The 13,241-nt window shown below is 69.0% G+C and carries 8 protein-coding genes; 5 read left to right on the top strand and 3 right to left on the bottom strand.

Going from position 1 to position 13,241, the window contains the following annotated elements:
- Positions 1–2: 2 nt before the first annotated feature.
- Positions 3–6,755 carry a type I polyketide synthase gene (locus tag QC765_RS14685; protein WP_278315187.1) on the bottom strand — a complete coding sequence of 2,251 codons (6,753 nt, stop codon included), beginning with the start codon at positions 6,753–6,755 and terminating at the stop codon, positions 3–5.
- A 388-nt stretch (positions 6,756–7,143) separates the two neighbouring features.
- Between QC765_RS14685 and QC765_RS14680 the strand changes: the two genes are divergently transcribed.
- On the top strand, positions 7,144–7,488 hold the full coding sequence (locus QC765_RS14680; protein ID WP_278315186.1) for a cupin domain-containing protein: 345 nt from the start codon (positions 7,144–7,146) through the stop codon (positions 7,486–7,488).
- A 161-nt stretch (positions 7,489–7,649) separates the two neighbouring features.
- Here QC765_RS14680 and QC765_RS14675 read toward each other — a convergent pair whose 3' ends face one another.
- Positions 7,650–8,114 carry a DoxX family protein gene (locus QC765_RS14675; RefSeq protein WP_278315184.1) on the bottom strand — a complete coding sequence of 155 codons (465 nt, stop codon included), beginning with the start codon at positions 8,112–8,114 and terminating at the stop codon, positions 7,650–7,652.
- 94 nt (positions 8,115–8,208) lie between these two features.
- On the opposite strand from QC765_RS14675, the gene QC765_RS14670 reads away from it, so the two are divergent.
- From QC765_RS14670 to QC765_RS14655, 4 genes are all read left to right on the top strand, one after another.
- A complete protein-coding gene (locus tag QC765_RS14670; RefSeq protein ID WP_278315183.1) occupies positions 8,209–8,652 on the top strand; it encodes a Fur family transcriptional regulator in 444 nt (147 codons plus the stop codon).
- A gap of 18 nt (positions 8,653–8,670) precedes the next feature.
- Positions 8,671–10,899, top strand: coding sequence for a catalase/peroxidase HPI (gene katG, locus QC765_RS14665; RefSeq protein ID WP_373876768.1), 2,229 nt, complete (start codon positions 8,671–8,673; stop codon positions 10,897–10,899).
- A gap of 150 nt (positions 10,900–11,049) precedes the next feature.
- Positions 11,050–11,667 carry a class I SAM-dependent methyltransferase gene (locus tag QC765_RS14660; protein ID WP_278315182.1) on the top strand — a complete coding sequence of 206 codons (618 nt, stop codon included), beginning with the start codon at positions 11,050–11,052 and terminating at the stop codon, positions 11,665–11,667.
- Between the two features lie 62 nt (positions 11,668–11,729).
- Positions 11,730–12,473 carry an AAA family ATPase gene (locus QC765_RS14655; protein WP_278315181.1) on the top strand — a complete coding sequence of 248 codons (744 nt, stop codon included), beginning with the start codon at positions 11,730–11,732 and terminating at the stop codon, positions 12,471–12,473.
- A gap of 33 nt (positions 12,474–12,506) precedes the next feature.
- On the opposite strand, the gene QC765_RS14650 is transcribed toward QC765_RS14655, so the two are convergent.
- Positions 12,507–13,064 carry an MOSC domain-containing protein gene (locus tag QC765_RS14650; RefSeq protein WP_278315180.1) on the bottom strand — a complete coding sequence of 186 codons (558 nt, stop codon included), beginning with the start codon at positions 13,062–13,064 and terminating at the stop codon, positions 12,507–12,509.
- Between the last annotated feature and the right edge of the window lie 177 nt (positions 13,065–13,241).

Genomic DNA, 13,241 nt, shown 5'->3' with positions numbered 1-13,241 from the left:
GGTCACCACTCGGACGCGGTGTAGACGACGGATGGCTCGTTCTCGTCTCCCCAGGCGAGCTCGCGAAGCAGGCTGGTGGTGCCTTCCTCGGGGTCGATGAGGGCGACGCCCCGCTTGGCGTAGGTGCGCATCAGCTCAGGGGTGACCATGCCATTGTTCTCCCCCGTGGGCGCCCAGGGGCCCCAGTGGACGGTGAGGCCACGGCGCTTCCCCGCGACGGTCCAGTTGCGGCCGAGGGTCTCGAGCTCATCGTTGGCGGCGGCGTAGTCGGATTGACCACGGTTGCCGAGGACGGCGGCAATGCTGCCGAAGAACACGAGGAACCGCGGGCCGTTGGCGAGCTCCTCGGCGGCGGTGATGAGCAGCCGCGCTCCATCGACCTTGGTCGTGAACACTCGTGCGAACGACTCGGGGGCCTTGTCGGCGATGAGCTTGTCCTCGATGACCCCGGCCGCGTAGACGATGCCGTCGATGCGGCCATGCTCGGCGTGGATGCTGGTGACAAGCTCGGTGACGGCCTCGGCATCGCGGATGTCGGTGGATCGGTAGTGGACGGTGGCGCCGAGGTCGCGGAGGCGCTGGAGGGTGCCGCGGACCTCGCGGGCGGCGAGGAGCTGGTTGATCGTGGTCTCGATGCCCGCGGGCGAGCGCTGGCCGGTGGCAATGAGCGCGGCCCGCAGTTCCGCTGCGGTGGTTGCTTCATGGATGCGTGGATCGTCGGGCTCGGCCGCGAGCGGGGTACGGCCGACGAGCTCGATGTGGCAGCGGCTCGCGGCAGCGAGCGTGGTGGCGAAGCGGGCGGTGATGCCGCGGGCGCCACCGACGAGCAGCACCACGGAGTCCTGGTCGAGGCCGAGCGCGGTGGCCTCGGCGGTGCCATCGCCGCTGGGCCCGGCACCTGCGGTAGCGACGGTGCCCAGGCTGGTGGGCTGCAGAGCGAGGCCCGAGCGGGTGCCAGCGTCGAGCAGGACGACGGGCTGGCCCGGCCCGGCGGCGGTCTCGGTGATCAGTTCGGTGGCGAGGAGCGCGGGACCGGTCTCGGTGGATTCGATGACGGTGGCGTGCAGTTCGGGGTACTCGCGGGCGACGGTGCGGAAGAAGCCGCGAAGTCCCTCGCCGGGCCCGGCGGCGAGGAGCCACCGGGGAGAGGCGGCAATGAGCTCTCGCAGGAGGGGAAAAGCGTCGGGCAGCGCGGGGGCGGAGTCACGCGTGGTGCTGGCGAGGTAGAAGACTCCCTCGACGGGCGTGGCGAGCGCGTCGCGGATGTCTGCGAAGGTGGCGGGCGCGATGGTCGCGGTCGCGCCGTGGGCACGCAGCTGGATGGCGAGGGCCTCGGCGAGGGAGCCTGAGCCGACGATGAGCACGCGCTGGCCGGCCACCTCTGGTGTGGCGGAGAGCGGTTCGAGTGGCACGTGCCGCATGATGAGGCGCTGCGGGGCCGTCACGATTGCCGAGGCATCGGGGGCGGTCAGGTCAGCGGGGCTGGCAGCGCTGGCCGGCGCAGGAGTGGCAACGGCGGCGGGCCCGGTTTCCCCGTTGAGCTTCGCAACGAGCAGGGCGGCGATGGCCGCGGCGGTGCGCGCGCGGGATACTTCCTCCAGCTCGCTATCATCGCCACCGGTCAGGCCTAGCTCGGAAGCAAGCTCCCCGGCGATCTCGGCGCGCTTGATCGAGTCGACGCTGAGATCGGCCTCGAGGTCGAGATCCGGCTCGATCATCTCCACGGGGTAGCCGGTGCGGCGGCCGATCACGTCGAACACCTTGGCGAGCACGGTCTCCTCGGTGTGGGCGACCGGCTGCTCGGGCTGGGCTGGCCCGGAGGACAGCTCGGACGACGGCGCGGGTGCCTGGGATGCGGGCTCCTGGGATGCGGGTGCCGTCGCGGCGATCTCCGGCGCTAGGTAAGCGGGAGCGGCATGGCGGTAGCCATTGTGCGGCAGGGCAGCTTCGGTCCCGAGGTAGCCGAGGAGCACGTCCCGCTGCGCGGCGACCATCTCGCGGCTGTTGCGGAGGAACTCGGTGATAAGCGCTTCTGCTCCGGACGAGGCGTGTGTCATGGGACCTATTCTCACGGGGGTTGCCGGGGCGAGCGCGCCCTCGGGGATGGAACCATCAGCAGTGCGCACGAGGTGGCCGTCCACGGTCCAGCCGGGGCGCTTCACTGTCGTCGCGGGGTCGGGCGCCACGGCGCCGCGGCCCTCGAAGAGCCACTCGGTGCGCAGGTCCGCACCGGCGGCAGCGAGCCGCGCGAAGCCCTCGAGGAGACCGCGCAGCCCCGAGCTCTGTCCATCGTCGAGCGGGATGGCCACGTGGGCCTGCTCGCCGAGGATGGCGCCTGTGAGCTTGGTGAGCACCCGTCCGGGGCCGACCTCGATGAAGATCCGCGCGCCGTCGTCATGCATGGCCTGGATCTGCTCGCGGAACCGAACGGGCGCGCTGATCTGCTCGGCGAGCCCGCGCCGCACCGCATCGGCATCGTCGTCGTGCACGGCTGCGGTGGTGTTGGCATACACCGGCACATCGGCCGCGTAGAAGCGGGTGCTGGCGAGATGCTTCGCGAAGGTGGCGCTCGCCGACGCCACGACGGGGCTGTGGAACGCGCAGGAGACGTTGAGCCGGGTGACCGAGAGGCCCGCGGACTTGAGCGCGGCGACGGCGGCATCGATGGCTGGGGTGGGTCCGGAGATGACATTCTGCCGCGGGGCGTTGTCGTTGGCGATCACCACGTCGCCCTCGAGCCCGGCCGCGGCGAGGGCCGAGGCGACGTCCTGCGCTGTCGCCGATACCGCGGCCATGGCGCCCCGGTCGGCGAGCTCGTCGGCTGCCTCGGCGATGGCGGTGGCGCGCGCGGCGCTCAGCTCGAGCAGGGTGCCCGGGTCGATGACCCCGGCCGCGGCGAGCGCCGCGAGCTCCCCGTAGCTGTGCCCGGCAACCATGTCGGGGGTGATGCCCGCGCGGCGCACCACGTCATGGAACGCCATTTCCACCATCCCGAGGGCGGGCTGCGCGACGGTGGTGTCGGTGATGGCGGCGCGCTGGCGGTCCGCGGTCTCCTTGGTGAACGCGGCCGGCGGGTAGAGCGCGCGGGCGTAGCGCTCGCCGCGTTGCAGGTGATGCTGGAGCTCGGGGAACGCGACCATCAGGCCGGCGCCCATCCGGGGGCGCTGGCTGCCCTGGCCGGGGAACAGGAACGCGACCTTGCCGCTATTGATCGTGTCGTCCACGCGCTCGTGCACGGCCTTGGCGGGCTCGCCGCTGGCGATGGCCGTGAGGGTGCGGTGCAGCTCGTTTGTGCTGGCGGCGACGAACGCGATCCAGGTGGGCTCGCCCCGCGCTGCCGAGGCATCGGCTTTCTGGGCTGCCGCGAATGCCCAGTCCCGGACGGTCCAGTCCGCGCTGCTCGAGGCATCGATCCTTGCGAGCAGGCCGCGTGCTTCGTCGAGGGCCTTGTCCCGGCTCGCGGCGCGGAAGGTGAACAGCTCGACGGGCCAGTCATTGCAGGCATGGGCGGGCGCGACATTGCGGGCGTGGCCGCGAAGCACGGCGTGGAAGTTGGTGCCGCCGAAGCCGAAGGCGCTCACTCCGGCGATGCGCTCGGAGGGGTGCTTCTCCCACGGCAGTGGCTCGGCGTTGAACACGAAGGGGCTGCTGCCCTCCTGCCAGGCCGGGTTGGGGCTGCGCACGTGCAGGGTGGGCGGCTTCACGCCGGTGTGGATGGCCAGGGCGACCTTGATGAGCCCGGCAAGACCCGCGGCGCACTTGGTGTGGCCGATCTGGGACTTGACCGAGCCGATGGCCACCTGGCCCGCCGCGACACCGGAATCGGTGAAGAGGTTCGTCAGGGTTGTCAGCTCGGTGCGGTCGCCAACAACGGTTCCGGTGCCGTGCGCCTCGACGAGGCCGACAGTGGACGGGGATTCACCAGCATTGCGGTACGCCCGCTCAAGCGCTGCCCGCTGCCCCTCGGGCCGGGGCGCGGTCAGGCCGAGCGACCGGCCGTCGCTGGCGCTGCCCACTCCCCTGATGACGGCATACACGCGGTCGCCGTCGCGCTCGGCGTCGGCGAGGCGCTTGAGCACCACGCACCCCGCGCCCTCGCCGAGCGCGATGCCGTCGGCGGAGCTGTCGAAGGTCGCGGAGCGGCCGGTGGCGGAAAGCGCGTGCACCGAGGCGAACATCAGGTAGTCGTTGATGCCGTTGTGCAGGTCGACGCCACCGCACAGGACGGTGTCCGCCCCGCCGGCGACCAGTTCCTTGCAGCTTGCATCGAGCGCCGCGAGCGAGGAGGCGCAGGCCGCGTCCACGGTGTAGTTGGCGCCGCCAAGGTTGAGACGGTTAGCGATGCGACCGCTGATCACATTGGCGAGCACGCCGGGGAACGAGTCCTCGGTGAGGCGTGGCAGTTGCGCGTCAAGCTCGGGGGGCAGGTCGCCGATGTAGGAGGGCAGCACATTGCGCAGCACGCCCGCGTTGGAGAGGTCACTGCCTGCCTCGGCGCCGAAGATCACCGCGGTGCGCTGCCGGTCGAACGGCCGGGTGTCATAGCCAGCGTCGCGCAGCGCCTGGTCCGCGACCTCGAGGGCGAGCAACTGGGTGGGCTCGATGCTGCCGAGGGAGCGCGGCGGGATGCCGAAGCGCAACGGATCGAACGGGATGGGCGGCAGGAATCCACCCCACTTCGAGGGGGTCTTGCCGTCGCCGCCGTCGGCGTTGAAGTACACCGCCGGATCCCATCGCGAGGCGGGCACCTCGGTGACCGAATCCACGCCAGCGAGGATGTTGGACCAGAAGGTAGAGAGCGTGGGGGCCTGCGGGAACATCGCGGCCATGCCGACGATCGCGATATCGAGTGGCTCGGGCTCGGGCGCGCTCGCCGGGTCGATGCCGAGCTCTCTGCCGCGCTTCGCGTACCACTCCGCTGCGCCACTGGTGAGGGAATCGTGCAGCGCGGAGACGGTGGTGACCGAGTCACGTAGCAGGGCCACGTCCCCCGCCATGAACATGCCGTCATGGAGCTGCTGCTCCGCGCTCACCTCGACGAGCTGCCCGCCGGACCGATCAACGCCCTTGCTCGCGACGCGGAGCCGGCCGATGTTGAGCTGCTCGAGCTTCTCCCACAGCTCCCGGTCGGGCACGCCCTGCTGCTGCAGCTCGGTGCGGGTGCGCGCGAACTCGGCCGCGAACTGGCTATCGACGCAGCGGGTGGCGTGGCCCGGCGCCGTCTCGAGAAGCACGGTGCGGGTTGCCTCGACGACGTGCCGCTGGAACCCGGGGACGATCGCGCCGGACTCGACGGCCTCCTCGGTGAACAGGTAGGCGGTGCCAGCGAGCAGGCCGATACGCACGCCTGCCTCGGTGAGCGGGCGGGCGAGCGCTGCGACCATCGCTGCCGAGCGGGAGTCATGGATGCCGCCGGCGAAGAAGACCTCGATGCGGGTGGCGGCATCGGGATGAGCGCCGAGGAACTGCTGGAGCTCCCCGATCTGTGCCTGCCACAGCGGGAAGCTGTGGCGGGGCCCGACGTGCCCGCCGCACTCGGCGCCCTCGAAGATGAACTTGCGGGCTCCGCCGCCGAGGAACTGCCGCAGCAGGCCGGGCGAGGGAACGTGCAGGAAGGTGCTGATGCCCTCGGCCTCGAGGCGTGAGGCCTGGGCGGGGCGCCCGCCAGCGATGATGGCGTGGCTCGGGCGCGTGGCGAGCACTGCGTCGAGCTGCTCCTCCCGCAGCTGCGCGTCGGCAAAACCCAGGATGCCCACGCCCCACGGACGGTCCCCCACCAGCTCCTTGGTGGCCGTGAGGATCTCTTGGGAGCGCGCGCCCGAGTTGACGGCGAGCGCGATGAATGGCAGCGCGCCAGCCTCGGCGACCGCTGCGGCGAACCGGGGATGATCGCTCACTCGCGTCATCGGTCCCTGGGCGAGAGGCAGTGCCGTGCCCAGTGCGTCCGCCAGCGGCGATCCCTCGTCGAGCACCTCGCGGGCTAGGTCCCGGCCGGGCGCATCGACCGCTGCGGCGATCGAGTCCAGGATGGCCCGGATCGCGGCCGGAACGGTCTCGAACCTCGACGCGAATACCTGCGCGAGGTAGGCGTCCTCGCCGACGGGGAGGACGAGGCCAGTACCGTCGCTTCGCCGGAGGGCACGTCGCACCACGCGCTGCCCATCCTCGATCACGGACTCCGAGCCGTCGAGCCCCGCGAGCACCCCGCGCTCCTCGGCAGCGATGGTGGACTCGCGCAGCAGGGCGAGCTGGACGTCGAGCACCACGCCCCGTGCGCCGCCCATCACCGCGGCGGCAGCGGTGTCAGGGCCGATGCCGCCCGCCAGCCAGATCGGGATGTCGATCGTCTCGTCGGAGCACACTTGCTGGAGCAGCACGAAGCTGCTCGTGGTGCCAGCTGGACCGCCAGCCTCGCAGCCTCGCGCGATGATTCCATCAGCGCCAGCACGATGCGCTTCCCTCGCCTGCTCGATCGAGGTCGCTTCCACGAGAACGCGTCGGCCCTCGAACTCGGGGGCCCGGTCCAGGGCATCGACGCCAAGAACGACCGTCACTGCTTCGTCGGGCAGCGCATCGGCGCCAAGGGAGCAATCATCCGAGATGCGAACGCCGAATCCGCCGGGGATCGCCGCGGCCGCCACAGCGAGCTCGCGGCGGGCCAGGGACGAGCCGCGCCCAAGGTCAAGAATGCCGTGCGCGCCGGCATGGCATGCGGCAGTGACGATTCGCGCGTTCGGCCTCCGCAGGGGCGTCATCGCCAACACTTGTTCATCATTAGTGTCGGCGTTGCGCATCAAGGGCCTCACGAATTCGTTGGGTCATTGCTCGGGTCAGCACGATGCCTGGTTCTGGGCGCCGCTAGGTTCGTTGGGGCTGGTAGCGGGCTTTGCCCGCAAGGACAAATACCCAGTTCAACCAACATTATGTTAGGAACCGCGAGGATAGTCGGTCAAGTCCCCTACAATGACGAAGGACACATTCTGCCGCTCGGCGGGGCATTGTTCACCGTGCGTTCACATGGAGTTGCACGGCTCGCTCGCGCGGGCGAGGCCATCCACGCCGCGCTGCTCTCAAAGGGTGGACACGATCTGCGTGCGCCGCGTATTTTCAGACCAGAGCCAGCAGGCAACCCCAAGGACCGTCATGGCAAATCTGAGGGAACTCGCCGAGTCCCACCTCGCCGCAGCGCGGACGGGCAAGCATGGTCGCAGCGCCGAGCTCATCGCCAATGACGGCCCGCTCCGGCAGACCGTGATCGCGCTCCGGAAGGGCATGGAACTGGCCGAGCACAACTCCCCGCCCGCCTCGAGCCTTCAGGTACTCGTGGGACGAGTTCGCGTCGACATCGAAGCAGGGGCGCAATGGGAGTTCAACGAAGGGGAATTGTGGATCCTCACGCATGAACGCCATTCGGTGCTCGCCCTTGCCGACAGCGCATTCCTGCTCACCACGGTCACGAACCAACAAGGCCAGGACTCATACACCTGATCCGGGCGCAACCGCTACCGGGGCCAGCCGGCGCAAAAGCACCGGAAACCCTCAAACGCGATAGAAGCAGACCGGTCTAACCAGCAGGATCTATCGCGTTTGCAGCCGAACAGCCGGTCGGCCCTTCCCCGAGACCGATGGCAGGCCCAGTCCCGGCTCCTCTAGTCCCGACTCCGCCGCAGCAGCGCAGGCCGGTCCGCCCACGCTCGCGTGCACCACAACGCCCACACCACGAGCACTGGCTGGAACAACAAGCGGGCGCCCCGCGCCAGGTCGCTTTCCAGGCCGAACGCATCCGTCCCCGTCACGAACTGCGAGATGTTCCCCGGGAAGATCGCCACAAAGAACGCCGCGACCACCCAGCCCACCAAAACCCGCCAGCGCCCCTGCCGCGCCAGCAGCAACGCGGCCCCCAGCGCGACCTCCACCACGCCCGAGGCGATGACCACCAGATCCGCGTCCAAAGGCATCCACCCCGGCACCTGCGCCAGGAACTCCGACCTCGCCCACGTCAGATGCGACAGGCCCGCGAACAGCAGGAACAAGCCAAGCACCCAGCGACCAACCGTCCGCGCCCAACCGCCTGCGCGAGCGCGCGAACCATCCCGATCATGATCATCAGCCATGGATGAGAGAGTACGCGCGGAGCAACCCGAGCCCTACCGCAATCCACTCCCGCAAACACTTGATTGATTCCAGAAAGTGGTCCACACTTGGGGTGTGAGCACGCGACCGGATTTTGAGCGCTTGTTGCGCGGGGCAGCCCTCCGCGTGACGGCGCCGCGCCTGGCGGTGCTGACAGCGGTGCATGATCACCCGCATTCGGATACTGACTCCATCATCAGCGTGGTCCGCCAGAATCACGGTGCTGTGTCGCACCAGGCCGTGTATGACGTGCTGCGGGCCCTGACATCGTCTGGATTGCTGCGACGTATCCAGCCGACGGGGTCGGTGGCGCGGTACGAGACGCGCGTTGGTGACAACCATCATCATCTGGTGTGCCGGAGCTGCGGCGTCATTGCTGATGTCGACTGCGCCACTGGTGCAGCCCCGTGCATGACCGCGTCGGATGACCACGGTTTCGAGATCGATGAGACCGAGGTCATCTTCTGGGGCTTGTGCCCCGCCTGCTTGGCTTCAGCCCAATCCGAGCAAATCCCTTGACCACTGGAAGGACAAGCCGTGCCTGATCGCCCTGACGGTTTCGATGAGATCAATGACCCCCAGGAGGGGCAATGCCCGTTCGGGGGCACCAATCCGAAGCACCCGACGGCGGGCGGGGGCAATCGCGACTGGTGGCCTAACCAGCTGAACCTGAAGATCCTCCGCAAGAACACTCCTGTGTCGAACCCGATGGGCGGCGATTTCGACTACGCCGCGGAGTTCAAGACGCTGGATCTTGCCGCGGTGAAGAAGGACATCGCCTCGGTGCTGACCAACTCGCAGGATTGGTGGCCGGCTGATTTCGGGCACTACGGCCCGTTGATGATCCGCATGGCGTGGCACAGCGCGGGCACCTACCGCATCAGCGATGGTCGCGGCGGCGCCGGTGGCGGACAGCAGCGGTTCGCGCCGCTGAACAGCTGGCCGGACAATGGCAACCTCGACAAGGCGCGGCGCCTGCTGTGGCCGGTGAAGCAGAAGTATGGCCGCAAGCTGTCCTGGGCGGACCTGATCGTCCTGACGGGCAACGTCGCTCTCGAGACCATGGGCCTCGATACGTTCGGCTTCGCGGGTGGCCGCGTGGATGAGTGGGAGCCCGATGAGGATGTGTACTGGGGCCCCGAGTCCGAGTGGCTCGATGACAAGCGCTATTCGGGCGAGCGTGATCTGGAGGATCCGCTCGCGGCCGTGCAGATGGGCCTGATCTATGTGAACCCGGAGGGCCCCAACGGCAATCCCGATCCGCTGGCCGCGGCGGTCGATATCCGCGAGACGTTTGGCCGCATGGCCATGAACGACGAGGAGACTGTCGCGCTCATCGCCGGAGGCCATACGTTCGGCAAGACCCACGGCGCGGGCGATCCAGAACTCGTGGCAGCCGAGCCGGAGGGCGCCCCCATCGAGCAGATGGGCCTGGGCTGGCGCAACGCGCTCGGCAGCGGAAAGGGCAACGACACCATCACCAGTGGCCTCGAGGGCATCTGGACCAACACCCCCACCAAGTGGGACAACACCTTCTTTGACATCCTGTTCGGGTTCGAGTGGGAGAAGTTCCAGAGCCCGGCCGGAGCTTGGCAGTGGAAGCCGAAGGACGGCGCGGGCGCGAACACGGTGCCCGATCCGCACGATCCGTCGGCCAAGCGCGAGCCCGTCATGCTCACGACCGACCTGTCGCTGCGCTTCGACCCGGACTACGCGCCCATCTCGCGGCGCTTCCACGAGAACCCGGACGAGTTCGCGGATGCGTTCGCGCGCGCCTGGTTCAAGCTCACCCACCGCGATATGGGCCCCAAGGTCCGCTACCTCGGCCCCGAGGTTCCCGAGGAGGACCTGATCTGGCAGGACCCGGTGCCGCCGGTGACCCACAAGCTGATCGACGCGAAGGACATCGCGTCGCTGAAGAAGCAGATCCTCGGTTCCGATCTCAGCGTCGCCGAGCTGGTCTCCACGGCCTGGGCGTCGGCGTCGACGTTCCGTGGCGGCGACAAGCGGGGCGGCGCCAACGGTGCTCGCATCCGCCTCGAGCCGCAGCGCGGCTGGGAGGTCAATGAGCCCGAGAAGCTCGCCAAGGTCCTCAGCACGCTCGGCGGCGTCCAGCAGGACTTCAACAACGCCCAGAAGCGCGGCAAGCAGGTATCGCTGGCCGATCTGATCGTCCTCGGCGGTTGCGCCGCGGTGGAGAAGGCAGCCAAGGATGCCGGCCATGACATCGAGGTGCCGTTCGCGCCAGGCCGCACCGATGCGACCGAGGAGCAGACCGACGCGGAGTCGTTCGCGCCGCTCGAGCCGACCGCTGATGGCTTCCGCAACTACCTGCGCGATGGCCACCGGCTGCCCGCCGAGTACCTGCTGCTCGACCGTGCCAACCTGCTCACCCTCAGCGCTCCCGAGCTGACGGTCCTGGTCGGTGGCCTGCGCGTGCTTGGCGCGAACTACCAGCAGTCACCGCTCGGCGCGCTGACCACCACCCCGGAGAAGCTCACCAACGACTTCTTCGTCAACCTGCTCGACATGGGCATCGAGTGGCAGGCCACCAGCGAGGACTCGACCACGTTCCATGGCGTCGACCGTGCCACCGGCACCACCAAGTGGACCGGTACCCGGGCGGACCTCGTGTTCGGCTCCAACTCCGAGCTGCGTGCCGTCGCCGAGGTGTATGCCTGCGACGACGGGCGCGACAAGTTCGTCCGCGACTTCGTTGCCGCTTGGGACAAGGTCATGAACCTGGACCGGTACGAGCTCGCCTGACACTGAGTCGCACCAGGGCCGGCCGCGCATCGCGGTCGGCCCTGCTCGCGTCGCGGGAGATGCGAGTGTGCAAGATCCGACAGGCGTGAGCACGAAAGTTGTCGTTCGTCGCGCACTCGCGGCGGTGCACGACCGCAGTACCCTGGCAGCATGGGCATCTACGGTGACACGATCCTGCCTCGCATCATCAACGTGGCGTGCGGGACCAAGCTGACCGGGCCGCAGCGCGAGCAAGCCTGCGCGGGGCTCACCGGCGACGTCGTGGAGATTGGTTTCGGATCCGGGCTGAACATCCCGTACTACCCCCCGGCGGTCTCCCGCGTGCTGGCCATCGAGCCCGCCGACGCCGCATGGCATATCGCCCGCAAGCGCGTCGCCCACTCGCCCGTCCCCGTGGAGCGCCACGGCCTCGACGGGCAATCGCTCCCCCTCGACGATGCGAGCTGCGATAGCGCCCTGTCCACCTGGACGCTCTGCACCATTCCCGATGTGGCCGCCGCGCTCCGCGAGGTGCGCCGCGTCCTCAAGCCCGGCGGCACCTTCCACTTCGTCGAGCACGGCCTCGCCCCCGACTCCACCGTGCAGAACTGGCAACATCGCCTCAACCCGCTGCAGCAGAAGCTCTTCGGGGGCTGCAACCTCGACAGGCCCATCGTGCCGCTCATCGAGGATGCCGGATTCACCATCAGCAGCATCGAGGAGTTCTACGAGAAGGGCACGCCCAAGTTCCTTGGCGCGCTCTCGCTAGGCGTTGCCACTCGCGCATGACCGACCAGCGGTGCGCTTCGGTTGACGGCAATGGCGGGCACCCCAGGGCTCACGATGGTGCGTTGCCCGACGGCTTGGCGGAGCACGGGCAGTACCTGCGCCACATCATGCTCGAACCGGGCACCGACGATCGCTATCCGTTCAACCTGCCCGTCATCGGAAACCTTGCCCCGCCCGAGGGCCTCGGCATCCCTCCCGGCATCACATTCCTCACCGGCGACAACGGGACCGGCAAGTCCACGCTCCTCGAAGCCATCGCCGTCGTCGCCGGATTCAACGCTGAAGGCGGGACCACCGCATTCCGGTTCGCCACCCGCCGCTCCGAATCCGACCTTGCCCACGCAATCCGCATGCAATGGGCCGCCCGGCCCCGCACCGGATTCTTCCTCCGCGCCGAATCGTTCTACAACGTCGCCACCGAGATCGAGAACCTGCGGGCTACACAGTTCTATGGCGGGCACTCGCTGCATGAGCGCTCGCATGGCGAGTCCTTTCTCGATGTCGTCAATCATCGCTTCGGCCCGAACGGCCTCTACCTCCTCGACGAGCCCGAGGCCGCGCTATCCGTCCGCGGCTGCCTCGCGCTCATCGCCCGTATCGTCGACCTCCTCGATCACGGTTGCCAGTTCATCGTCGCCACCCACTCGCCGATCCTGCTCGCGGTGCCGGGAGCCCACCTGCTCGAGATCAGCGACGACGGCTCCATTGCGCCCATTGGCTACGACCAGTCCGAGCCCGTACGGCTCATGCGTGCATTCCTCGACCAGCCCAGCACGTTCCTGCACCACCTCCTCGCGCCGGACTAGCGGCGGGGTGGGCGCGCCGGATTAGCAGCGCGCTCAACCGAGTGGCTGCGCGCGCATAACGGGATCCGCCGCCCGCGCGGCATCCAGAAGCACCTCGCACGACAGGATCGCCTCGCCGAGCCCGAGCACGCCACTAGCAAGCACTCCCGCGCGGATGCCGCCCCTGCCCACGAGCGCCTTGCGCATGCCGGGCGCGATCATCGTGTCCATCCAGGCACAAGGATGCGCGGGCCGCCCACCGTGGAACACGACGCTGCCAGCCCCGGTCGTGAGTGTGAAGTCCTCGCCGCGCAGCCGATCGAGCTCCACGCCGCGGACAAGGATGTTGCGGCGAGCGAGCTCGGGCACGGCGCTCGTGCCCGCTCGAGCGCAGGCGGCGTCCCAGGCCTCTGCGGCAAGGAAGGTGACGGCGGCCTCGGTGTGCGCGCGGACGTTGAAGAAGCGATCCCCGCGGATGCCCTTGCCCGCGATGCATTCGATGGTGCCGGGCAACTCGGTGGGAACGGTGGCGGGGCCGTCCTTGGGCCGTCCGAAGTAGGCGTGCGCGGGCGAGACGAGGAACCGCACGATGCGGATCGGATAGTCGGGCATGGCTGCTCCTCGCGATGCTGGGGCCGCGTGCTGACGAGCATCCCACCAAAGAGCGCGGCCCGGCAAGCAAGCCGGGTATCAGGCCCGGGTGCTCGCCGCATGCGCGATACAGCCGCGAACAACCGTTCATGATCATGAAACACGTACGGCCACAGGCACTCCCGGACGAGCGCTAGC

It is taken from the genome of Hoyosella levis (assembly GCF_026008515.1).
GTDB lineage: Bacteria > Actinomycetota > Actinomycetes > Mycobacteriales > Mycobacteriaceae > Lolliginicoccus > Lolliginicoccus levis.
The sequence above is the reverse complement of the archived record's forward strand: the minus strand, read 5'-3'. Positions and strand labels throughout refer to the sequence as shown.

Bases quoted from the DNA above. Each gene is read 5' to 3' on its own strand.
- QC765_RS14680 (WP_278315186.1), top strand. From the start codon at position 7,144: ATGGCAAATCTGAGGGAACTCGCCGAGTCCCACCTCGCCGCAGCGCGG.
- QC765_RS14685 (WP_278315187.1), bottom strand. From the start codon at position 6,755: ATGACGCCCCTGCGGAGGCCGAACGCGCGAATCGTCACTGCCGCATGC.
- QC765_RS14660 (WP_278315182.1), top strand. From the start codon at position 11,050: ATGGGCATCTACGGTGACACGATCCTGCCTCGCATCATCAACGTGGCG.
- QC765_RS14675 (WP_278315184.1), bottom strand. From the start codon at position 8,114: ATGGCTGATGATCATGATCGGGATGGTTCGCGCGCTCGCGCAGGCGGT.
- QC765_RS14650 (WP_278315180.1), bottom strand. From the start codon at position 13,064: ATGCCCGACTATCCGATCCGCATCGTGCGGTTCCTCGTCTCGCCCGCG.